This is a genomic window from Mesonia aquimarina (genome assembly GCF_003667275.1).
GTDB classification, from domain to species: Bacteria; Bacteroidota; Bacteroidia; order Flavobacteriales; family Flavobacteriaceae; genus Mesonia; species Mesonia aquimarina.
In genome coordinates this window covers 20,811-43,949 of the sequence record NZ_RCNV01000009.1, presented here as the reverse complement: position 1 = coordinate 43,949, position 23,139 = coordinate 20,811, and the positions used below count along the sequence as shown (strand labels likewise).

General features: G+C 35.0%; 17 protein-coding genes and 1 CRISPR repeat array (1 of these 18 cut by a window edge). Of the genes, 9 read left to right on the top strand and 8 right to left on the bottom strand.

The genetic code is table 11. From position 1 onward, the window contains the following. Positions 1-872: a CRISPR direct-repeat array (repeat unit 46 nt; unit sequence GTTGTGAATTGCTTTCAGAATTGTATTTTTAATCATGATTTACAGC); it reaches 3,274 nt to the left of the window's first position. A 120-nt stretch (positions 873-992) separates the two neighbouring features. The 4 genes from cas2 to D9R05_RS11650 form a co-directional block, all read right to left on the bottom strand. Then, positions 993-1,340, bottom strand: coding sequence for a CRISPR-associated endonuclease Cas2 (gene cas2, locus D9R05_RS11665; protein ID WP_121667407.1), 348 nt, complete (start codon positions 1,338-1,340; stop codon positions 993-995). A gap of 85 nt (positions 1,341-1,425) precedes the next feature. Then, the gene (gene cas1, locus D9R05_RS11660) at positions 1,426-2,325 is read right to left on the bottom strand and encodes a type II CRISPR-associated endonuclease Cas1 (RefSeq protein ID WP_121667406.1); all 900 of its coding nucleotides are present in this window, start codon (positions 2,323-2,325) and stop codon (positions 1,426-1,428) included. 10 nt (positions 2,326-2,335) lie between these two features. Then, complete coding sequence (gene cas9, locus D9R05_RS11655) at positions 2,336-6,451, bottom strand: type II CRISPR RNA-guided endonuclease Cas9 (protein WP_121667405.1); 4,116 nt, start codon at positions 6,449-6,451, stop codon at positions 2,336-2,338. 475 nt (positions 6,452-6,926) lie between these two features. Beyond that, entirely contained in the window at positions 6,927-7,295 is a 369-nt protein-coding gene (locus tag D9R05_RS11650) for a hypothetical protein (protein WP_121667404.1), read from the bottom strand. Positions 7,296-7,658: 363 nt separating this feature from the next. On the opposite strand from D9R05_RS11650, the gene D9R05_RS11645 reads away from it, so the two are divergent. Then, the gene (locus tag D9R05_RS11645) at positions 7,659-8,081 is read left to right on the top strand and encodes a MauE/DoxX family redox-associated membrane protein (protein ID WP_121667403.1); all 423 of its coding nucleotides are present in this window, start codon (positions 7,659-7,661) and stop codon (positions 8,079-8,081) included. Positions 8,082-8,172: 91 nt separating this feature from the next. Continuing rightward, complete coding sequence (locus D9R05_RS11640) at positions 8,173-8,448, top strand: DUF6520 family protein (RefSeq protein WP_121667402.1); 276 nt, start codon at positions 8,173-8,175, stop codon at positions 8,446-8,448. A gap of 85 nt (positions 8,449-8,533) precedes the next feature. Here the strand turns inward: D9R05_RS11640 and D9R05_RS11635 are convergent, their stop codons facing one another. From D9R05_RS11635 to D9R05_RS11625, 3 genes are read right to left on the bottom strand one after another with little or no spacing between them, the layout of a single operon-like run. Further along, a complete protein-coding gene (locus D9R05_RS11635) occupies positions 8,534-11,386 on the bottom strand; it encodes a M16 family metallopeptidase (protein ID WP_121667401.1) in 2,853 nt (950 codons plus the stop codon). Beyond that, positions 11,386-12,768: a RagB/SusD family nutrient uptake outer membrane protein gene (locus D9R05_RS11630; protein ID WP_121667400.1), complete on the bottom strand. Its 1,383-nt coding sequence runs from the start codon at positions 12,766-12,768 to the stop codon at positions 11,386-11,388. Before D9R05_RS11630 ends, D9R05_RS11635 begins: the two co-directional genes overlap by 1 nt. A 10-nt stretch (positions 12,769-12,778) precedes the next feature. Further along, positions 12,779-15,739 (bottom strand): SusC/RagA family TonB-linked outer membrane protein, encoded by a 2,961-nt coding sequence (locus D9R05_RS11625; RefSeq protein ID WP_121667399.1) that lies wholly within the window; start codon positions 15,737-15,739, stop codon positions 12,779-12,781. 707 nt (positions 15,740-16,446) lie between these two features. On the opposite strand from D9R05_RS11625, the gene D9R05_RS11620 reads away from it, so the two are divergent. Beyond that, complete coding sequence (locus tag D9R05_RS11620) at positions 16,447-16,695, top strand: helix-turn-helix transcriptional regulator (protein WP_121667398.1); 249 nt, start codon at positions 16,447-16,449, stop codon at positions 16,693-16,695. Positions 16,696-17,101: 406 nt separating this feature from the next. Here the strand turns inward: D9R05_RS11620 and D9R05_RS11610 are convergent, their stop codons facing one another. Next, complete coding sequence (locus D9R05_RS11610; protein ID WP_121667502.1) at positions 17,102-17,476, bottom strand: DUF2116 family Zn-ribbon domain-containing protein; 375 nt, start codon at positions 17,474-17,476, stop codon at positions 17,102-17,104. Between the two features lie 80 nt (positions 17,477-17,556). On the opposite strand from D9R05_RS11610, the gene xerA reads away from it, so the two are divergent. The 6 genes from xerA to D9R05_RS11580 all read left to right on the top strand — a co-directional run bounded on the left by xerA (position 17,557) and on the right by D9R05_RS11580 (position 23,077). Further along, the gene (xerA, locus tag D9R05_RS11605; RefSeq protein WP_121667397.1) at positions 17,557-18,708 is read left to right on the top strand and encodes a site-specific tyrosine recombinase/integron integrase; all 1,152 of its coding nucleotides are present in this window, start codon (positions 17,557-17,559) and stop codon (positions 18,706-18,708) included. A gap of 77 nt (positions 18,709-18,785) precedes the next feature. Continuing rightward, positions 18,786-19,352, top strand: a complete 567-nt coding sequence (locus D9R05_RS11600; protein ID WP_121667396.1) for a DUF305 domain-containing protein — start codon at positions 18,786-18,788, stop codon at positions 19,350-19,352. A gap of 146 nt (positions 19,353-19,498) precedes the next feature. Next, entirely contained in the window at positions 19,499-20,104 is a 606-nt protein-coding gene (locus D9R05_RS11595; RefSeq protein ID WP_121667395.1) for a hypothetical protein, read from the top strand. Between the two features lie 159 nt (positions 20,105-20,263). Beyond that, positions 20,264-20,692: a hypothetical protein gene (locus D9R05_RS11590; protein ID WP_162984968.1), complete on the top strand. Its 429-nt coding sequence runs from the start codon at positions 20,264-20,266 to the stop codon at positions 20,690-20,692. Between the two features lie 442 nt (positions 20,693-21,134). Further along, entirely contained in the window at positions 21,135-21,818 is a 684-nt protein-coding gene (locus D9R05_RS11585; protein WP_121667393.1) for a response regulator transcription factor, read from the top strand. Next, positions 21,815-23,077, top strand: coding sequence for a sensor histidine kinase (locus tag D9R05_RS11580; RefSeq protein WP_121667392.1), 1,263 nt, complete (start codon positions 21,815-21,817; stop codon positions 23,075-23,077). Before D9R05_RS11585 ends, D9R05_RS11580 begins: the two co-directional genes overlap by 4 nt. Positions 23,078-23,139 lie beyond the last annotated feature (62 nt).

Here is a 23,139-nt window from a genome sequence, read left to right as displayed (position 1 = left end):
TGCTTTCAGAATTGTATTTTTAATCATGATTTACAGCCTGAAGTTTCGCAAGTACTTCGCCTTCATTGTTGTGAATTGCTTTCAGAATTGTATTTTTAATCATGATTTACAGCAAAAGTAATAAATAATAGGGCGTGACGGCTGTTGTGAATTGCTTTCAGAATTGTATTTTTAATCATGATTTACAGCTTTCGGTGTCGTGGTAATCAAAATGCTTTTGTTGTGAATTGCTTTCAGAATTGTATTTTTAATCATGATTTACAGCATAATCACGTAGCCAAATTACTGTTATACAGTTGTGAATTGCTTTCAGAATTGTATTTTTAATCATGATTTACAGCAACAAAACAAAATACCAAAGGTTGAACCCGTTGTGAATTGCTTTCAGAATTGTATTTTTAATCATGATTTACAGCAAAACTGGGAAGCATTACAAGACGGTTATAGTTGTGAATTGCTTTCAGAATTGTATTTTTAATCATGATTTACAGCAATCAATGCAATAAGTCAGTAAGCTAGAGCGTTGTGAATTGCTTTCAGAATTGTATTTTTAATCATGATTTACAGCGGGTTCGTTATCATTAGTATTAAACGGTAGGTTGTGAATTGCTTTCAGAATTGTATTTTTAATCATGATTTACAGCACCCTAATGGCACACAACAACGTATAACAAGTTGTGAATTGCTTTCAGAATTGTATTTTTAATCATGATTTACAGCAGTTACTTTGCAGGGTTTTGTGATCTCTTGGTTGTGAATTGCTTTCAGAATTGTATTTTTAATCATGATTTACAGCTGTAATGGGTCAGCATATCGCTACACTAGGGTTGTGAATTGCTTTCAGAATTGTATTTTTAATCATGATTTACAGCATACCCGTGATAAAAAGCTGGTATGCTGTATTTTAAATGTATAATTAGAAATAAAAAAATAGGCTTTTTAATAAGCTTTTTGCTTTGCTTGATAAGTTATTTTTAATGCTATTTTTTTAATTAAAAAAGTTCCAATTGCTGGTGAGGTACTTCAGGCTCTATTTCTTTTTTTCCGTGAAAAAGTTCGATCATACCAAATTGCTTGTCGGTTATTTGCATTACGGCTACTTTTCCTTTTTTGGGTAGATTGTTTTTTGTTCGTTTAATATGTACTGCTGCATTTTCACGGCTAGCACAGAACCTACTGTAAATAGAAAATTGAAACATTCCAAAACCATCATCTAGAAGTTGTTTGCGAAATCTTGTTGCAGCTTTCCGCTCGGTTCTGGTTTCGGTTGGTAAATCGAAAAATACAAGTACCCACATGCTTCTGTATTGATTTAGTCTTGAAAAACGTGAGTTTTCCATAGTATTAATCCATTTTATGGTTTTCACTTGAGTTTTTATTTAACTCTATTCTTTTTATAACTAACGTATTTATATTCTTAAAGCTTTATTGAAAATCCGGGTATAATATTTTTCGGCTACTCCCATAAAAACATTCATATAAACTATTGGTAGTGCGGCTAACGGCATTCATTAACGGGCTTTTCTTACCATCTATATCTACATCCATAGCAGGTATCTGTAAAAGTTCTCCTTTAATTTTCGTTGTTAATTCTTCTAGATTACAACCACTTTGCACCAGATCATTAACTAAAGCATCTACATAAGGTCGGTAAGGTTCCATCACGTCATCGGCTAAAGAAAATGGATTGTATTTATTGTGATGAAAAATACCTACCGAAGGAAGCATCCCGCTACTTACAATGGCACGGGCTGTTATCGCTCGTAAAATGGCATAACCGTAATTTAATAAATTGTTGGGGGGCACGCCCTTTTGATTTCTGCTGAATCCTTCTAAATCAAATAGATTTTGAAAGTAATGAGCCGCAGCAACGGCTTCATGATTTTGCGTGTCCCCACTTTTAACTTCTGTTGCCCACCGCTCTAGTTTAAGGCTATATTTCCCTAAACGTTTAAGATGCATCGCTTGATTATTTATTTTTGCCATAACAGTTTGTTGCCACAACTGTTTTTTAAGTGGGACACTCGCATCTAATTGATGTCGATAGCGTACCGTTTGTTCTGTATGACCTACCAAAGGCTGCAAAAAAGAGCAGGGTAGGTGTTGCTTGTCGCAAGTAATAACGGCAGTTTTATTTTGTACTAGTTTCATAAGTAACCCATTGGTGAGGGTTATTTGCGGATTTTCTAATACTACAAAGCCTAAATCTTCTATAGGAATTGTTTTATCTTCTTTTTCTTCTTCTTCGGGGAAATTTACCACCAATTGTTCATTTTTGGTACTTAGATAAGCTGGATTGCCGAAAAATAAGGTACGTTTAATCATTTTAAAAATTTTAATATTCTCCGACTTGTACTATTTCTCCCAGATGGTTTAATCGTATTTTTACTAGATTTTTTAATCCATTACAGCTTCTAATATTTTCCCAAGTAATAGTTCTTGTTTTTTTATGATCTATTAGTTGAGTCTCCAAATGGTGCCTGAAAAAGTAATTTTTAGTAGCTATTTTTTGCACGCGAAACAAGTTTTCACTAATCAAAACTTTATTATTAGGATTTAATAAATCAATTTCGCTTGGATTAAAACCTTTTTCTTCGTTTGGAAAAACAAACATTTCATTTTGTTTCATCGTAAATAAAAACATCCAGCCTTTTTCATGTTTTTTATTAATGATGGGCAATCCTTCTTTTTTTCTTGCAACTGCTTCATAAAACGAAACGACTTCTTCTTGTAGATTACCTTTTTCGTCTTCATAAATAGCGACGTGATGATTATTTCCTGTACTTACATAATCATTTGGAATAGGACTATTTTTATCATCTAAAACCTGCTTACCTAAATGATTTTTTGAATGATGTAAGGCTTCGGCATTTGAAACGCCTGTAATTTTAACGCGTTTAATTTTTATGCCCTTTTCCTCATTTAACCAAATGGGATTTTTATCTAAATCTGCAAAGGCTTCTTTAGGTTTGTTGTTAAATTCTTTTAGTCTTTCTTCTATTATTTTTTTTACACCTTGATCTAAAATTTTATCTATTTTCAAGTCAGGTGTTATTTCTTTTCTAATGGTAAATCGGTCTTCTAACCAAGCTAACTTTACTTTTTCCGGAAGGGTTTCTTGAGTGCCGTTTAAATAAACCGGATTTTTAGCTAGTGAATTTTTGCCTGTAAATGCTTTTTTAGGATTATTTTCGAATTCTTCCAATCGTTTTAACAGAGCATTTTTATGACTTCGGTTAGCGACAAGTTCAATGCGTTCTTCGTCAAACTTTCCACCGACTTTTTCAAATTTGGTTTCGTAATATTTCGATTTACCATAAACGGTTTCTTTGTGGAGTTGGCCACGTGGCGTTTCAACAGTTTGATAAACAAACGTATTTTTTCCTTTTACATTAATCTTATTTTTATTTTTTGTCGTAACCTTATTTTTGGCTTTATGCGAAATCAAAATTTGCGATAATTGCTTTTTGGATGCTTTTCTGATTTTAGGAAAGGGTGCTTTAAATTTACGTTTGCCTCTATCATCTTTATAGGTATAAGTATTTTCAAGTTTGTAAATTTCCTTATTGGTTTTCGCATTCAGATTGTTTAAATACTGAATCATTCCTGGTTTAGTAAATGCAACTGTAATAGCATCCATAGCGTGGTGTCTATGGTCATTTCTTTTTGACCAATCTTTAATTCTCGGTAGCTTTTTTCCTTCTTTATTTTCTTTATAATAGGTCAATCCCACTTTATCATATTTATCCCAATTCAATTCTTGCATTATTTGAATTAAACCCCAATCATCTCGTAATTTACTGGTTATTTTCCCTGAAGTTAAGCTAACTCGTTTAGTTACATCAAGTAAGATTTCGGCTGCTTTTTTGGCAATATATGCTGAATTACCTAAATCCCGATTTAAAAAGTCTGCAGGAATATCTTTTAATGACATTAAAAGTTTTTGGTGTTTTGAACCTTTTATTTTTCCTGCTTTATAAAGTTCTTCAACTCGATTTCTATAGTTGTCTAAGCCTTCTTTACCGAATTTTCTTTCAACAAAATCTAAGGCCGTTTCATCGCCTTTATCTAGATTACTTTCTCTTGTTTCTAAGGTTTTATTTGAAAAAGAGTCATCAAATAATCTGGATTTTGGGATAATGTGTTCAATATCATATTTTTTGGAAAATAAATCTTCCGGTTTGATGTACTCGTCTGTATAAAGCGTTCTGTAACCATTAGATTCTAATTCTTTATAAAGTTTATATCGAATTAAATCGTTTCGGCTTACGTGTGGTAATCCAAATTTAGATTTTATTTCCTCACGGTATTTCTCGTGTTCTCGTGTAGCTCTGCCAATGGCTTTGGTCATCCGGTCGCGTTGTTCTTTGGTATTTTTGAGTTCGCGAGCAAGCTCAATCCTTATTTCATCTGGACGCCCCATTTTCTCATCTTCAATGATAGTATTTATCACGTTGATGCATTGATTTAAGATTTTTTCTACAACGGGATTTCGTAAACTATTTTTCTTAAGTATTTCGAGTTTTGGTTTTAATACTCGCCTTTCATTTTGTTTTTTGGTTACGGAATTAGAATGATTGTAACCAGCCAATTCACAAGCATCAGAATAGATTTTTCCGTCTTGAAGGTACGGCATTATTTTACGAATAGCTCTTGCACTTAAATTGCCATAATCATCCTGAAAACGAATATTTATTAAATAAGGTAAATGCTCATCTTTAAAGCCAAAGTTATTTTTGAGTTTATTTTCTAAGGCTTCTGTTCCTGTTCTTGAAAAATCATCTTCATATGAATATAGTAGATGCCATAATTCATAGGATTTTTGTTTTGAAAATTCATTTCCATCTAATGTTGCATTAAATTCTAATATTTGCTTATCGATACCAATTTCACCAAAACATTTCTCTAGGATTTCTTGCAGTTCATCAGGTTCAATATTGGAGAAGTTGATATTGTCATAACCTTCGATCTTTAATATTTCTTTATAAGCTGCAAGAAGATTGTAGTTCGTTCTATTGCCTTCGATTTGTTGAAAATTTATTTTCCAATCCTCTGGTTTTAAATTAAATTCTTTTAAAACTTGTTTATTCGTTAATTTATCTGTCCAGTTTAGTTTTTGAAATAACTCAGTATTCGAATCTTCTTCTATATGAAAAACCTCATTGGTTTTTATATGAATAATTCTGATAGAATTTAAATTTTGCCAAACTTTAAACTCCTGAAATAATGGAGAAGATTTTGGAATAACACGATGACCTACAGTTTTATGTTTTACCTGACCATCAACAGTGACATTTTGCTCCCAACTTTCGAATTCACAATAACTAATGAGTCCTTTTTGTGATTTCAACCTTCGTTGGTAGAAAATAATTTCATTTTGAATTTTATCTTTCAACTTTTCAGTTAATGCAGGATAAAACTCTGCCTGTTTATCCCAAATTTTTTGAAATTCAATTAAATAATCCTGACGATAAAAAACTTGGTTTTTTAAACTTTTATGTGGATTTTGTGCAATTTGATTGTATAGGTATTGTCCTACTGTTAAATTATTAAAATGTAGCTCTTTGCTTCGGTCACTAATTTCGCTTAAATAACCACTCGATTTATTGATCTCATTATTAATTTCTTGGAGTACAATTGCTAAATGTTCTAAGTCAATTTGCTCAGTTAGAGCTATTTTTCTAAGCCTAAACTTTTCTATTTTTTTTTCATCTCTATTGCCTTCAAGCTTTATACCTACTATATCGAAAGGTTTTTCGCATATTTTCCAAGTTTGATTTTTATTTTTACCAACAAGTTCTTTACGTAATATTTTATTTAAAATATCGGGGTAAAATGTTTTTTGCCTTTTCCAGACTTTATCAAACTCATTTTCTAAATCAGATCGGTAATAATCGGGTATGGCTTTTTTTCCTTTTTTTAAAAGCTGATATGAAAATTCTCCGGGCGTTAAATTTTTTTCGTAGAGCTTTTTAGTGATGCCCATAGCATCTATAAGTTCACCTTCTTCGCTACTATTAGCTTTACGGCTACTTTTATAACCACGTTTTTTATTTATAGATAGAAGAATACGTGCAAACTCATCTTTTTCTACTTTTTCGGTTACTGCTTGGTTTCTTAACCTTAATAGTTCGTGTGTAGAGTTATTTCCGGTTTCAGTGAGCTTAGAGTTTTTATCTATAAAACCTATATTTTTTAACTGATTAATAAGTGCTTTTCTTCTGAGTTGATATCGAAATTTGTTTCTCCGCGCTCCTCTTTTTAGAGTTCTATCAGCATTAATCGTAATGCTGTTTCCCTTTTTAAAGTCATTCTCTTCATCTGTTGAAAGGGGAACAACCCTAACTCCAGTCTTTATTATAGAAGATTCTTCATTGTCTTTTTCAGCTTCATTCACAAAAGCCCACCCGATAGACGTTGTTCCTAAGTCTAATCCTAAAATACGTTTCATATGCTTTTAAAATTTTAACATTTTTAAATATAGAGATAAAAATTTTAGACAGATTACGGTTATCCGTAAATTTTTTTTAAAATGTTTTTCTATATTTGTTATACAATTCTGAAGCAATTCACAATAAGGATTATTCCGTTGTGAAAACATTCAAGGCGGCAATTTTATTGTCGCCTTTTTTAGTTTTAGAAATTATAAAAGCCATTAACTTTTTACTGCTAATGGCTTTATTATCTGTTTAAAAAGATGTTTGATTATTTATCCAATAATTTTTCTAAATAAGCAATCTTTTCTTTTCAGCTTCCAACAAACGCTCATATAACTTTTTTATTCTATTTAAAACATTCCGCTAGTTTATCAAGCAATTTAATGATATGAAGCTTTCAGCTTATGCAAACTTTGGGTCTAAATATTAATCTCTACCACATAAAAAATCATTTTAAATTTAGATTGGTTTTTTATTTCTGTATTTTATTTAATATTGCACTACAATTTGCAGTCTGTCGTCCGCACTATTCCCAAAAGTAGCCCGCATGTTTAGTGTTCCTGCAAATGCATAACCTCTAATAACTATATCATGTGTACCTGCGGAAAGAGGTATGTAACCAGAGCCATTTAAAATTAAAGGGTTAGTAACTCCTGTAGAATTAAATGTATCTCTCCTGTAAGCTCCAGATGTAATTCCATAATTATTTTCATTGACCGTAATATAAGCCCCATATACTCTTGGAGTTCCGTCGGTAATCAAGTTTCCTTGATTTGTGGTAATACTAGTCCGTACTATAAAATTTATATAAGCCAATGCAACTTCTATTAAAGTTATAGATTCTGTATGCAAAATCATTGTAGAACCGGTGTCTGAATTATTATCATTGAAAGCTTGAGAAGTGTTTAAAAAAGAACTATTATTATTTACTAAAACATTGGTTCGTAGAGTTTCTATAGAAGTAAGAGCTACCTAATTATCTGCATCCCAAAAATAAAATCCGGGGCTTACACCGGGTATCCCAGTAACGGTATTTGTGTTATAAGCTAAAGTTGAATTTTCTGGAGAATTACATTCTACGTTAGTGATAGGTGAAGAAATAGAAATAATTAAATTTAGTGTTTTATAGGGTTAAATAAGAAAAAATCCCTTATAGACAGTTTTTTATCCCTTAAGAACATTTTTGCTTCCTTAACTTTAACCTCATTAAAAGAAAGGGTTATGGAAACCAAAAAGTACATCTTAAAAATTTCTCCGGTTATAGTAGGCATATTATTTCTCTATACCGGTTTAAGAAAATTATGGGAAGGAGATCTTTTTTACCATACCTTACTGAATTCAATCAATATCGAAAACCAGCTTATTATTGAAGGATTAAGTTTGGGGATTCCTATTGTAGAAATAATCACCTCTTTAACTCTTTTGTTTTATCCTAAGAAAAATATTGGTCTGTATACCTGTTTGATAGTATTAATATTCTATAGCGGATATTTGATCAATCTTTTATTTTTCCAAGAAGAAATACCCTGTACCTGTAGGACTATTCTACCGCTACTAGGTTGGTATGGTCACTTATACTTTACACTAAGCTTATTTTTATTTCTAATAGGTTTATTACAGTTACGAGGTTTAAAAATAAAATAATATTACCTGTTTTGTTGCGCGACAAAACCAGGAGGAAGCTGAACACCTGTATAAAATAGTAGGCATATTATTCATTTAAAAATTCAATATTATGAAAAGTAAATTTTTAATTCCGTTGTTAGCGGTAATTTTTACAACCGCGATGTCGTTTACCACGGCAAGAACCTCAGCCAATCCTACAGAAGATTTTGTCTTTACAAGTGGGAGTTGGCATGCCATCCCAGAGATGAGCTGTGATAATCAGAACCAAAGTTGCTTGGTACGGGTATTGTCCGATAATACGAACTACCCAATTTATGATTCACAAAATTTCTCCGATCCCAAACCCGGCAGTGGGGATGTGGTAGGAGAGGTAACCTTAGACTAATCCTTAAAAATAGAAACCGGGTGTACGTCCGGTTTCTTCTTTTTTTAAATATGCAAGTATGTATTTCTGGACTTAAGCTATAAACCTATTCATAAGTAGCAAATTCATACAAGTATTTTTCTTTTACATAGCGTTTGGCTATTTTTTTAAGCAATTTTGGGGTAATGGTATTTACCATTGTTTCTATCCTTTCAAAGCTAACCCAAGGCCTTTCTCCTTTGTAATAACTTAGAAGTCGATTCTGGTATGCGGTGTTTGTTGAAGCCATGCGGATGACAAAGGATTGGGCGGCTTTAAACTCCTCTTTATCAATATTACCCAGTTTTATATCCTCTATTATATTTTTTGCTTCCTGGCGTATCGATGACAGTTCTTTAGCCTTACAGCCCATATAAAATGAAAAGTCATACGATTGAGATTGAGGTAGGGCATTAAAAGGAGCGCTGACCCCATAGATAGAAAAATTCTTTTGGTAACGCAAGTCCATTAGACGTTCTCCTAGCATTCGACTAAGCATCTGTAAACCTAAATACTCTTGACTATTCGGTGGAATGTCGGGCAGTACATAGCGTATTAAATATTGAGTTTTCTCTGAATTTTCTATCGTATCCCCTATATTATTGAGTATAGGGTATTTTTGAGCTTTATTTTTTTTGTTTGAAATAGGTTTACAGGTAAATTTAGCGGTGCTTTGAGGGAGGTTGCCTATATATTTTTGGGCTAGTAAAAGAAGTTGGGGTTCTTCTATGTTCCCCCTCACCACAAAAGTAAAATCATGGGTTTGCCCAAAAAGTTGTTGATAGCTTTGGAAGGCTGTATCTAAATTGGTCTGTTTAATTCCTGTCCATAGTTTTTCGCCTACGTTTTCATAGCTATTGCGACCCATATACTCATCAACTCGATTTTTAAAATTAAAAAAAGAGACATCATAGGGGGATTTAAAATACTCTATCTTTTTCTGCCGCTTCCAATAATCAAATGCTTTAGCATCATAGCGGGGATGGGTCATATAGAGGTACATCATTTGCAACCACTCCTCTAAAGTTTCTGCCGAAGCCTTTCCTTGAATCCCCGATTCATTCGCTTCGATATAGGGTTTAATGGCAAAGGGGCGTGGCTGATTTGCTATAAATCGATCTAGATCAAATTTATCCCAAGAGCTCATACCCGACTGATGTACAATATTTGCTGCATTTTGTGCGGCATAGATTATGGGGTAGGAAAAACAATGGCTACCCCACGGACTAAACCCCTCGATTTCTATTTTACCTTTAAAACGGGCAGTGGTGTCTTTATGGAAAATCAATTGGGCGCCATTCTCGAAGGAAAATCGCTTCCCGCCGCTTTTGGTTATTCCTTTTGCTTTAATTCTTTGAGGAAGTAAAGAAGCTTTTATCTCTTTGCTTATCAAGGGCTCATCCCATGTTTTAGGGAAGTAAGGCTTGACAGGTTCTTGAAGCGTTTTATGAATAAGCTTTCTTACCTGCACTTCCGTATAATTGGCTGCTGCACTTCCTTTTGTGGCAATCACGGCAATGTCTTCTGGTACCAATTGGATTAATTTTTTGAGTTCTTGATTGAATTGGGTGAGACTCATTTTGTTCCACCATTGTTTTAATAAAGTTTTTTTCTGGGCAGGTAAGGCTTCTCCTGCCACAAAATGCCGGTAAATTTCTTTGGACCAATATTTCGTACTGGTGGTGTCTTGGTAATCAAGAATAAGATGTTGGTTTTTTACCACCTCTTCCCATTCTTCAGGATGCACTCCAAATTCTTTTAATTGGTGTAAGTAACTTATAAAGGTCTCTAAAGCTTTTTCGCCGTGTCCCTCTTCGAAATCGATCAAGGCATTATGTGCTTTAAAACTCATAACGACTTGTGAGCGGTAGGTATGCTTATTTAAAAAATTAAAATGTATGTCATAAGACTGCTGTAATTTATTCAAGCGGTTTTGCAAAAGTTGTGTCATGGATTGCCAAAGGAAAAGTTGTTTTAGTCCTTCAAGACGATGTATTTTTTCTTGGGTAGATGGATCTCTAAAGCCTAAATAAAATTGGTTACGGTTGTTTTTGACTTGTGTAGTCTTTTTTTCTCCTTGGGTGATGTTAATCCAAGAGGGAGGTTGCCCCGTCAACTCACATGCAGGGAGTGGTTTTGGCTTTTTAGGCATCGGGATACCTCCAAACATGTGTTCTATTTTTGCTTTGAGCTGTTCTGGATGCTCTATATTACCGACAACACCTATCGCCATCAAATCAGGACGATACCAAGTGTTATAAAACTCCCGTAATTCTGTTGCGGGAAAATGAGCATTGTAGTCGAAGAAATTATCTGAAGAGGAAAAGCAGGGATTAATGTGTTGCAACATCTTTGATTTAGCACGATGCTCAGACAAATTTTGCACCCGTGTGTTAAACTCTTGTAACAAAACGCCCCGTTCATTATCAATATCTTCATCGGTAAGTTTTAAGCCATGGGCAATATCTTTAAACCATAGCAAGGCCGTGTGCACCGCCTCGGGATTACCTGATGTGGCAGCAAAGTGATAATTAGTATTGTAATACCCGCTGGACGCATGAATATCTTTTAAATTACGGATGCCTGCTTTGGCTAAATGTAAACTATCTGCTTTTAATCCTTTTGGAAAATGAGTACTGGCTTTAAATGCCATATGTTCTAAAAAATGAGCGAGGTCAGGTTGGTTTACTCCTTGTTGCATTATTCCTGCTTTTACCCAAAAATTCATCACCAAATCAGAAGTAGGTTCATCTAGCGGTTTAATATAATAGGTTAATCCATTGGGTAGTTGCCCATGTAGAATGCTTGGGTCTACAGGCAGCACTTTTTCTTTCATTGGTGCTTGACCATAACTGACAAACTTTAAAACTACTAGGAGTATAAAGCAAAAGCTTTTGAGGAAATTATCATCTGTTTTCATTAGTATCCGGGGTTCTGAGTTAAGTTGGGGTTTTTTATGCGTTCGTCTTCTGGAATGGGATAGCGTTCATCGGTAGGTTCCCAAAAAGCACTTCCGCTAAATTCCATTGCTGCATTTTGGGTACGCCACAGGTCTAGCCAACGGTGCCCCCATTCGGCAAAGAGTTCTCTTTGGCGCTCTTCTAAAAGCAGGGTTGAAAAATCTTCTACTGTTACATTAGGCTGGGTTTGTGCAATTAGGGAGATGCCTGCTCTTTCTCTAATATCATCTAAATCGGCTATGGCAGCCGACATATTGCCTAGTTTTGCTTGTGCCTCTGCTCGTATAAAATACTGTTCTGCCAAACGGAGCACCATAGAGTATTCTGTAATAACATCACTGGTGTTACCTGTTTTATATTTATAAGGGCGGTAGGTGTTGTTTTCTGGGTGTTGCTCTAGCCAGTAGGTCTTTCGTAGATCTCCCGTTTCAAAATTGGTTTCAAAACCAGCTGTAAGCCGTAATTGTGGAAAAGCAGATGAGAAAATAGTCCACTCATGGGTATTGGTGGTGATATTCCCTCCACCTAGTGGTGAAATCTGCCAAATGGCCTCTTGGCTATTGGCCAGAAACACGTCGTTTACATTTTCTTCTAGACCATAAAGGGAAGTTTGTGCAATGACCTCATTACTGTATTGTAAAGCAGCTTCCCAATTTTCATTATAAAGAGCAATACGAGCCAGTAAGGCTTTTACCGCGTAGCGGTTTACAGTTGTACGTTCTTGTTGCGGGTAAGCTTCAGAAAGAAGACTTTCTGCAGTTTGCAAATCGGTTAGAATTTGAGTGAGTATTTCTTCTGGTGTATTAGAAGCGGCCGAGGCATTCTGACGATAATCACTTGTTAAAATTAAGGGAACTTTTCCATAAAGCTGTTTTAAGTAGAAATAGGTAAACCCTCTTATAAACAAGGCTTCTCCCCGTAATTGGCTAGCTAATTCTTCGGGGATGCTGTCTGAGGCCTCAAGCCCTTCCAAAAATGAATTGACCATATATACGGTCTGATAGGCACTTGACCATAAGTTGAAGTTGTTAGGATTTTGCGGAAGTACTTCATGCTGTAAAAATTCTGTAAAAACCGTGTTCGTAGCATCTACAGGGGTCAAAGTGCCAGCACTTAATCCCGCTAAGGCAGTAACACTACTCGTATGGCCATTACTGAAAGCTGCACTTCTAAAAAGCTGATAATAGATACCTAACATGGCACTGCGTGCGGTTTCTTCATTTTCGAATACTACAGCAACAGGCAGTTGATGGTCCGGAGCCTCCACTTCTACAAAATCTTCACAAGAAGAACCCAAGAAACAGAGGAAGAGTAAAAGGCTTATTTTTTTATATAGTTTCATCAGTAAAAGTTTAAAAGTTAATTTCTATACCGGTGGTAAAGGTGCGTAAAGCACCAAATGCAGTCCCTTGACCAAGAGCCATTTCGGGATCCATTCCACGATAATTGGTAAGGGTAAATAAGTTTTGCCCATGCACAAATACGCTACAATTTTTAATACCAATTTTTTGTAGCGGAGTAACGGGTAAGGAGTAGCTTAAAGACAAGGTTTTAAGACGAATATAAGAGGCATCGGTATAGGGTAGGGCGGTTTGTGTTACATTGTTATAGCCTCTAATCGCATTAAGCTGCGTTGAAATTTCTTGAAATTCATTACCTTCAAGCTCTAAATAGTCTTCCTGTCGCAGAGCACCAATTCTTCCGGCATCAAATAGTGCAAATTCCCCTTCTTTTTTGGCAAACTGAAATAAAAACTGAAGATTAAAATTTTTATATTGTAGGGTGTTTTGCCAACCTCCATAAAACTCGGGGTTTCGGTCTTTAACGACCACTCGGTCTTCATAATCTAACCTTCCATCTTCATTAACATCAGCAATTTGGTAATAGCCCGTCTCTGGATCGATGCCTTCATACTGATATAGCAAGTCAATATTTAAAGGTTCTCCAACCCTATAGGTGTTGGCATAAGAAGACTGTTCTAAATTGGCGTAACTTACCAATTCATTTTTAGGAAGCGTTAAATTTAAGGCGCTTTGCCACTTCCAATGCCGGGTATTTAAGACCTTAGCATTGGCTTCTATTTCCCAACCCCTGTTTTCTACCGTAGCGGGTAAATTGGCCTGTACAGAAGAAAAACCTGTAATACTTGGCAAACTGTAGCCTACCAATTGGTTAGAAGAACGGTTTTGGTAATAACTTACATTAAGGTGCAAGCGGTCTTTTAAAAAACCTAATTGAATTGCCGCTTCCAATTTTTTATTGATTTCCCAAGAGTAGAAAGGATTGGCTAAACGGGTGGGGTAAAGCCCTCCAGGGCCTTGTGTGGCTTCATAGATATCTAAATATCCATAATCACCAATTTGATCGTTCCCGGTGCTTCCATAACTGCCCCGTAATTTCCCAAAAGATAACCATGGGAGTTGCTTAGCCATCCAAGTTTCTTCTGTAAAAATCCAAGCTGCCCCAATAGCTCCAAAATTGGCAAAACGTTCTTGAGGCCCAAAACGAGATGAACCGTCTCTTCTTCCGGTAAGATTAATGAAGTATTTTGTGTCCCAATCTATCCCCAGTCTGCTAAAAAATGCCATATAACGGTACTTCGTCTCTTGGTTTATACCCCTAGATAGGGTAGTGGCTGCTGCAAGATTCCCTATCATCGATCTGGTAGCATACCCCGTACCTGTAACTCCCGTTTGGCGGTTAAGTTGCTCTTGTAGGGTTGTCCCTGCTAAAGCTTTAATTCCTAATTTCCCTATGTTTTTTTGATAGGATAATTGAGGTTCGATAATCCATGAAGCACGTTGTCCTTCTAAATGAGCAGATTCATGGTCTATAAACTCTGCATACTCAGGATTAAAAGACTCCTTGGGTCGTTTGGTCAATTCGTTACTATTAAGATGGGTATATCCAAAATTGGTAGAAAGTTCTAATTTTTCAAATAACCTATAAGATAGGTTAAGGTTAGTAACCATATTGTGGGTTTTAACTTCACTGGTATTGGGGTACCCCTGAAAAGGGTTTTCCCTTCCCACTTGGCTCCATTCTTCCCAGTGCAGGCTCCCGTCCTCATTAAAAATACGGGGGGCATTGGGAGCCAAACTGAACACTTGTGGTATAACAGCGCCTATGCCCACAGTATAGTTACGGTCTGTACCATAGGTAAGCGACATATCCAAAGAAAATTTATCATTTTTACCTTTATGGTTCAGTTGTGCATTTCCTGTAGCTTTATGGTAGTTAGCCCCGCCGGGGTATACGCTACCTTGATTTAAGTAAGAGCCATTGATACGATAACGGGTGGTTGAGCTACCTCCTGCAATAGATAAATTGGCTTGGGTAAACTCAGCTTGCCCTCCAAAAAATTCTTCCTGCCAATCGGTATCCCGCTCCTGATCCCATACCAATAAATCATAGGCATTATTTTCATTAGGTGCTATTCCGTCATTTTCAAATGCCCTTTGGCGTACTTTTAAATAGTCGTTGGTGTTAAGCAGTTCAATTTGGTTAGGAACTTCAGAAAAGCCGGTGCTTATACGTGCCTGTACCGTTGTTTCTCCCGGGGTTCCCTTTTTAGTGGTAATTAAGATGACCCCATTGGCGCCTCGAGAACCATAAATAGCCGTGGCATCGGCATCTTTTAGTACCTCAATACTTTCTATGTTGGAAAGGTTAAGCGTACTTAACGGGTCTATACCTGTAAAGCTGAGATTACTGTTGCTCTCTACCGGGGCAGAATTAATGGGCATCCCATCGATGATGTACAAGGGGTAATTGCCTTCTGCTCGTAAGCTGTTTTGCCCGCGAATACGAATAGTAGGGGCGGAGCCCGGCAGATCATTACCCGGAGTGATTTCTACCCCGGCCATTCGCCCTTGCAAAGCTTGTAACGGACTAACTAAAGGTTGCAGCTCGATCTCTTCGGCGGTAACTTTAGCAATATTTCCCGTGCGTTCCCGCTCGGTAGTGGTATAATATCCGGCATTGATCACCAGATCGCCTAAAGAATTTTCTTCTTCTTGTAAGGTAATATTGATCTGGGTTTGATTGGCGACCGCAATCGTTTGCGTTTGATAGCCTAGATAAGCGAATACCAAGCTGTCTTGTGCTTGTGCGTTAAGCTCATATTGCCCATCAAAATTAGTGCTTGTACCACCAGGTTTATTTTTAAAGGTAATATTTACCCCGGGGATGGGCATCTTATCGGTATTGGTTACGGTACCCGATATTTGCTGTTGCCCCGTGCAGGGAATAGCCCAGCTGCTCAGAACTAAGAAAATACTTAGCCTAAGGCAGGATCTGAATAAAAATTTCATATTTTTGAAATGTTATTAGTTAAATATTTGAGTTTAGTTAATACACGCCTTCTCTGTCTCGCCAAAGTATAGAGAGGGCTTTTTTATGAATATAATTTTACCTCATAAGCTTTTGTTTTAAACAGTTTACCCGACCCGGGCGTAGGTACTCTTCTTGCACTTATGCATACCTATAATTATTACTGCGATTGATTGAAATGAAACCGCTGTGTAAATGTGTTTTAATTGGTTTTTCATAAAAAACAGCGTGCACATTCCATGGGCTTATCTATGGAGTATCTAGGAAGTATCCCAGACTTTCTCTTACGAACAAAGTTTTACAAATAGTTTTTAAAAGATGATTACTGTAACAATAAACACAGGTCTTGTAATTCAGCTCATTAAGTAGTAACTTATTTAGCTTTATTAACTGCCTTTTGGCCTGTTCTTATTAAAAAAAGAAAAAGGCGCAGGTCTCAGCTTATCGCATTGAGGCACTGGTATACCTTACACACAACAAGCAGCCCACGCCCGGGTCGTGAGCATCCTTGCTTTTCCTCTCGTGTGTATAAAAATTACCAGTTTTCAATGCGAGATTCAAAGCGAATGCTTCTAATATTTTACTTAAAGAAGTTTCGCAAATATATTATTATTAATCAAATATAATAAATATAAAATGTAATGCAAGTGCATTACTGTAAAAAATTCAATTATATTGAAATTGCCTTATGGCTAAATTGAGAAAAGAGGATGAAATATTAAAAACAAAGATTAAAGAGCGTCTATCTAAGCTTAGGAATGAATTGGGTGATTCCAAAAGTGATTTATCAAAAAATATTGATATCGACAGACAAAATTTTCAACCTTGGGAAAACTTAAAGTCTAATAGAGGGATTTCAATTTATTCTCTAAATAGAATTTGTAATGCATTAGGAATAACATTGAAAGAATTTTTTGATGATGAATTATTTAGATAGCAAAATCAATTATTTACTTAATCTTATTTATGAAACGTTATTAGAAGAAATTTAAATTTATATAGTTCCAAATGAGATAATTAGAATAACCTCATAGATTAATATGCGAAGAGTTATCTCTTTCAATTGAAAAGAACATTAAAATTATATCTAAGATTGAAGCTCCTTCTAAAAAAGCAAAATATAACATTTTACATCTAAACCTTATTGCAAAAGCACTCGACTGCTCTCCAAAAGATTTTATGCCAGATCGCGCTCTATAATATAAAAGATCGACATCAAAAAATTTCTAATGACTCCTTCAGAAAAGCATAACAAAACTAATTTTTTTGTAAATAAGAAGTTATGCAACTTTATAGCGGAGAAATTTCTCAGAAAATTTTATGAAAAGGAAGGTAATGATTTTTTACTTATCCATATATTCCTGCCATTTGACTATTAGGTATTTGGCCTTTTTAGATTTTTTTGATAAATCTAAAAAACCGTATTCATATACAAATAAATATACATCACCCTGTTTGTTTTTCCAATAATGAGTGAAAAAGTTGGGATTGAAACCTTCTTCTTTTAGATCTTTTTTATTAATAGTACTATAGCCTTTACGGTTTAACGATTTTAGAATTTTTCTGTTAAGTTTCAATTGGCGATCTATCTGGTGATAAAACTTTTCTGATTGCAATCTTTGGTCGTAATGGAAACTACTTTTACAGGTGGGACTACAAAATTTTTTATCTGATCTTCCTTTTATACTCTCTCCACACACAGGACAATTCTTTATCATCATATTTATTTTGTGTTTAATATACGTATAATAAACGTTTGATAGACTACTAAATAGTATTATATGTCGAATTTTACCATATGATCAAGAATTCTAAAAAGGTAATAATTATTTCTCACCTTCTCATAGAAGGACGAGCTTGTATAGGGATAAGGCATCAACACGATAAAAGGATTGAAAAATTATGCAGAAATATTCCATTTTATAAATGGTCTAGTGAATTTGGGATGGGATATGTTTTCAATTCCAAAGAGAATTTAAAACTAATTTTTAAAGTTTTTAAAGGTAAAGCCTGGATAGATACTTCCAAGTTTTTCAAGAGCAGCCCTATCTCTGCTTCCTCCCGAAAGTTTAGTTATCAGGCTTACCTTGATTCAGACTCTAACTCTAAGTATCGATGTCCGCCTTCATTTTTGCACAAACTTGAATTAAAAGGATATTCACTTAATACTGCCAAGTCCTATATCAGTTGTTTTGAAAAGTTTATGTCCTATTATTCCTCTAGTAACGTAGATCATTTGGATGAACAAGATATAAGACGTTACCTACAAAAACTTATCCGAGAAGGAAAGTCATCTTCCTATCTTAACCAGAATATCAATGCGATTAAATTTTACTATGAAATTGTACTAGGCATGCCTCATCGATTTTATGAATTGGAAAGACCTAGAAAACAGAAAAAGTTACCTAAAGTACTTAGTAAAAACGATATAAAATTGATGCTTGCTCAAATCAATAATATTAAGCACTTATGTATAATTGAATTATTGTATAGCGCCGGCTTAAGGAGATCTGAGCTTTTAAACCTTGAATTAAATGATATTCAAAGTAAACGCTTTTTAATTAACATAAGAGATACGAAGGGGAATACTGAAAGATTCACACTTTTATCAGAAAAGACGCTTATTAATCTAAGATTATACTATCGCGAGTGGAAACCAAAAAAGTTTCTTTTTGAAGGTAAGCCAGGCAATCAATATAGTGCTACAAGCGTGGCTACCATTGTCAAACGTTCAGCATCACGTGCCGGAATTTCTCAAAAAGTAAGCCCGCATATGCTAAGGCATAGTTTTGCAACACATTTATTGGAAGATGGGGTAGATTTAAGATATATTCAACAACTTTTAGGGCATAAGACCACAAAAACAACTGAAATTTATACCCACGTCGCTAATCATCAATTAAAAAAAATAAAAAATCCATTAGATTCACTATATTTGGATAATCGATAAATTGTAAATAAACGCTATAGCGTTTATGCACATGTTAGCTGCAAGCTGAATAAAAAATAACTCAAAACTTAAACAAAATGGAAAACGAACATAACAGTAAAAAGAAATACGGGAAATTTTTTGCAATGATTGCGACTTCAATGATTGCAATGTTTTTTTTAATGTACACTCATTCTTATCAAATAGTCGACCACTTTTGGTTTAGTGAAACTCGATTATTTATGACCATTATTATGGGTGGCTCAATGATAATCATTATGCTTCTCTATATGCTTAATATGTATAAGAGTAAAAAAGCTAACACTGCAATATTTGGATTGGGAGCTTTGATGATAATTGGAGCAATTTGGTTGGTAAGGAGTCAGGTAACTGTAACTGATACCGATTATATGGAAGGAATGATTCCACATCATTCAATTGCGATATTGACGAGCGAAAGAGCAAAAATAAAAGACGTTAGAGTTCGAAAACTTGCAGACGACATTATTAAAGCTCAACGCAAAGAAATTATGGAAATGGAATGGTTGATTAAAGACATTAAAGAGAACGGAATTGTCGAAACTGAGTTAGAGAAAGAAGAGAGACCAGTTCCAAATTTTAAAGGAAAGTTAGACCAAGAAACAAAAGATATTGAAATTGAATAAAAAAGCCAGCAGCTAACAATGTATATAAAAAATAGGCGAGATAGTAATAAACTCAAGGGCTTTGGCTCGTATCAAAGTTTGTGCGTAACTGAAAGGTTCGAGCTTCAAAAACGCCTACTTTTCATATACTAACCGTTGTAAAACATTTGAAAAAAACAATCATCATACTAATTTTAAGCTGTCTGCTATTGAGTTGCGGACAGAATAACAACGAAAATAAACATACTGCGATTGAAAAACCAATTCAACGCTTTATGACTTTTCGATTGGTTGATAACGAATTAGTTGAGTACGATATTGATACACTTAAAAATTTCAATGAAGTAATAAAGATTTTGGACGAGACTGATTGTTTAAATGAATATGCTATGTTCAAATTGGAAACTGAAGATAAAGTTTATAAAATCCAACCATTACAGATTTGCGAAAGTATATTTGATTACAAATTAAGGGAAATACTTTATGTAAATACGGATAGCATTACTGTAAGTTTCGACCTGAAATTTCCAATAGATAGTTTAAAATCAGTTTTGACAAATCATTTGTTTAATCCAAATAATGATAGAAATTATTCTCTTAAAAACGAGAAAAAACTAATTAGCATAAATGTTGATAGCACAAAAAATATAAACGAAACAGAAAAACTACTCTTGAATATAATTGAGGAATTAAATGGAATTGAAAATAAGCCTAATTTTGGCTTTATGTTTGAGAATAGAGGAATATTGCCAAAACCAATTATGGTGGAATAAAAACGTTTTACAACAACGTATAAAATTAATTGCTAGTGCAAGCCTGCTTACGAAAATCCTCGCGGATTTTCTATTCGATTTGTATTTGCTAAATTAGTTGCTTAACCCACGCAACTAATCTTATACAAAACCGTTGTGGTTAATTTGAAAACAAACTTTGTGAGGAAAATAACCCTACTATTACTAACAATATTTTTAGTCAGCTGTAAAAAGGAAAAAGTTGACGGAATTATTATTGGAGATACTTTGTTTGTTCATCAATCCTTGACTGAAAATCGGAAAATGGAAAATCTTATTTACCAAGCGTTGAAAAAAGAAAAAAGCGCTATTATCGAAATTAAAAACTTTCCGAATGGCGGAGCAGCAAGTAGTTATGATTTAGGATATGTCTTGACCCAAATAATTTACCGAATTGGTGAAAAAGACTTCGCTAATATTTTGAGAGAAATACCAAAATCGGAACGAAATGAATTTGAGGGACTAATAGCAGTTGGACTTGAATACGGAGACAATGATTACGATGGAAAAATGGACAATAAAAAAATGGGATCGGAATTTCCAAAACTGACTGAAATACTGAATGAATAAAAAACTAACCACAACAATGTATAACCGCTATTACGGCGGATTCGACTACGTCCGAATCCACTCGGAATTGCTAACGCCAGTTCTTAACCGAAAATTATTAACTTTAATCCCGTAACTGACGGTTATACGAGACCGTTGTAGGTAATGCAAAAAACCCACCGCACATTAGGCACATTTGATTTTTTGTCGACACACGAAGTCAACGCTAAAAAACCAAAAGAGCCTAATTTTGCCTCCGATTGGACTGGAAATTACAATAAATGAAAGTAAAACTCGATAAAAGACAAGCGTGTTTCCTCCCAAAAACAAAACCCCAAATTGACAGATAATAGATGGACTACAAAAAATCCTTTTCTCAAAAACTTATTGTATCAGTTACACCAAAGATTTCTATAAACCATTGTGCAACATTTCTACAGAATTATTTCTGTACTTTGTATCCATGAAACTGCTCATCATAGAAGACGAAACGGAAATGCTAAAAAGCCTACAAGATTTTGCCAAGGATGAAGGTTATTTCTGTGATACTGCTGGCAATTTTCGGGAAAGTATAGAGCGCATTAATCTGTACGATTATGACTGTATCATTCTGGATATAAACCTCCCGGATGGCAGTGGTTTTGACCTGCTCGAAATTCTCCATAAGGAAGATAAAACTGATGGGGTAATCATCCTTTCTGCCCGTAATTCCCTGGACGATAAATTAAAAGGCTTGGGGTTAGGAGCTGATGATTACCTGACTAAACCATTTTACTTTTCAGAGCTGAATGCCCGTATAAAGGCAATTATAAGGAGAAAACAATTCAAGACAAATAGATTGGTTCACTATGCTAATCTGGTAATAGAACCAGATCAGTACATAGTTGGAATTGATAATCTCGAAAGCCCACTTTCTCTAACAAAGAAAGAATATGCTATCCTTACCCACTTGATCAGCAATCACAAACGGGTGATCACCAAGGTTTCTTTGGCAGAATATATCTGGGGCGATTACGTAGATGAGGTACAGAGTTTTGATTTTTTGTTTTCACAAATCAGAAATTTGAGACGCAAGCTAAAGGAAGCAGGTGCCAACGTGGAAATAACCAATATTTACGGTGTGGGATACCAAATAAAAACAATATGAAGCTGCTTTCTTATACGACCCGTATCCAATTATTCGCATTCCTTTTACTGTTTGGGATATTCTCGACCTTGTTTTATCTGGTGCTAAGCTGGAATGTACTTCAAAACGTAGATGAGGTTTTGAATAACCGTAAGATGAACTTGCTTGCCTATCTCGAAAAGCACCCGGAAATATCCATAGCGAAGGATTACCCTCTGGACGATTTTACATTTTACCCTATTGATATAAATACGTTTCAAGACGGAAAAGAAAGCTATGCCGACACGTTGATCTATGAACCGATAGATGCCGAACTAGATGAGTACCGGAAGCTGATAACATTTGTGGAATTAAACGACAGCTATTACAAACTGGAAATTGTGAAGCCTCACCTGGAAGCAACTGAAATCATTGGTACGATTGCTATTACGCTAGGAGGGCTATTTTTTGGACTTGTTTTCTGTTTTTACCTCTCAAACAGAATGCTTTCTCGAAGAATATGGCAGCCCTTTTATACTATGCTTGACAAGCTCAAAAATTATAATCTTGTCAATGCAAATACACCAGTATTCCCAAATTCCAAAATTGAAGAATTTCAGCTATTAAATAATGTGATGACCGAACTGACTCGGAAAAACAAGGAGGTTTTTGAAAACCAAAAGCAGTTTATCGGAGATGCTTCCCATGAGTTACAGACTCCTTTATCCATTATTCAATCGAAGTTAGAGGCACTGGTTGGTCAAACTCAGCTTACCGAAGAACAAGCGACCATCATAGAAAGTATAATAGGGTCCACACAACGGATAAAAAAACTCAACAAAACCCTCCTGCTCCTTTCCAAAATAGAAAACCGGCAGTTCTTGATGACCGATGAGGTCAGAGTAGAAGAAATAATCCACAGATCGTTAGAATATTTTGAAGAACACAAGGAGGCTTTGAACATTCAGGTAGAGGTAGAAATCGAGGATCATCCTAGTATTCAGGGTAATTATACCTTAGCCGAAATACTCATCCAAAACCTGCTTAAAAATGCTTTTGTGCATAATTTAAAAAATGGCCAGGTCACTGTTTTAGCAAGCAAACAACGGTTGACTGTTACCAACACCAGCAATGAACGAATAGATCAGGAAAAGTTATTTCAGAGGTTTTACAAATCCTCCAATAATCCCGAATCTTGGGGGCTGGGGCTTGCTATCGCTTATAAAATATCACAAGTAAGTAATTGGGAGCTAACTTACAGTCACAAAAATGCGCTTCACACTTTTACCGTTCATTTTTGACTAGCCCAAATTTCTACAGAATCGATCTCTACATTTGAGGTGAATTGAATGTTTGACCTTAA

Excerpts from the sequence above, each read along its gene's own strand:
- D9R05_RS11640 (WP_121667402.1), top strand. The coding sequence starts at position 8,173 with ATGAAAAGTAAATTTTTAATTCCGTTGTTAGCGGTAATTTTTACAACC.
- D9R05_RS11620 (WP_121667398.1), top strand. The coding sequence starts at position 16,447 with ATGGCTAAATTGAGAAAAGAGGATGAAATATTAAAAACAAAGATTAAA.
- cas1 (WP_121667406.1), bottom strand. The coding sequence starts at position 2,325 with ATGATTAAACGTACCTTATTTTTCGGCAATCCAGCTTATCTAAGTACC.
- D9R05_RS11635 (WP_121667401.1), bottom strand. The coding sequence starts at position 11,386 with ATGAAAACAGATGATAATTTCCTCAAAAGCTTTTGCTTTATACTCCTA.
- xerA (WP_121667397.1), top strand. The coding sequence starts at position 17,557 with ATGATCAAGAATTCTAAAAAGGTAATAATTATTTCTCACCTTCTCATA.
- D9R05_RS11650 (WP_121667404.1), bottom strand. The coding sequence starts at position 7,295 with ATGATTTTGCATACAGAATCTATAACTTTAATAGAAGTTGCATTGGCT.
- D9R05_RS11585 (WP_121667393.1), top strand. The coding sequence starts at position 21,135 with ATGAAACTGCTCATCATAGAAGACGAAACGGAAATGCTAAAAAGCCTA.
- cas2 (WP_121667407.1), bottom strand. The coding sequence starts at position 1,340 with ATGGAAAACTCACGTTTTTCAAGACTAAATCAATACAGAAGCATGTGG.
- D9R05_RS11580 (WP_121667392.1), top strand. The coding sequence starts at position 21,815 with ATGAAGCTGCTTTCTTATACGACCCGTATCCAATTATTCGCATTCCTT.
- D9R05_RS11625 (WP_121667399.1), bottom strand. The coding sequence starts at position 15,739 with ATGAAATTTTTATTCAGATCCTGCCTTAGGCTAAGTATTTTCTTAGTT.
- cas9 (WP_121667405.1), bottom strand. The coding sequence starts at position 6,451 with ATGAAACGTATTTTAGGATTAGACTTAGGAACAACGTCTATCGGGTGG.
- D9R05_RS11600 (WP_121667396.1), top strand. The coding sequence starts at position 18,786 with ATGGAAAACGAACATAACAGTAAAAAGAAATACGGGAAATTTTTTGCA.
- D9R05_RS11645 (WP_121667403.1), top strand. The coding sequence starts at position 7,659 with ATGGAAACCAAAAAGTACATCTTAAAAATTTCTCCGGTTATAGTAGGC.
- D9R05_RS11610 (WP_121667502.1), bottom strand. The coding sequence starts at position 17,476 with ATGATAAAGAATTGTCCTGTGTGTGGAGAGAGTATAAAAGGAAGATCA.
- D9R05_RS11630 (WP_121667400.1), bottom strand. The coding sequence starts at position 12,768 with ATGAAACTATATAAAAAAATAAGCCTTTTACTCTTCCTCTGTTTCTTG.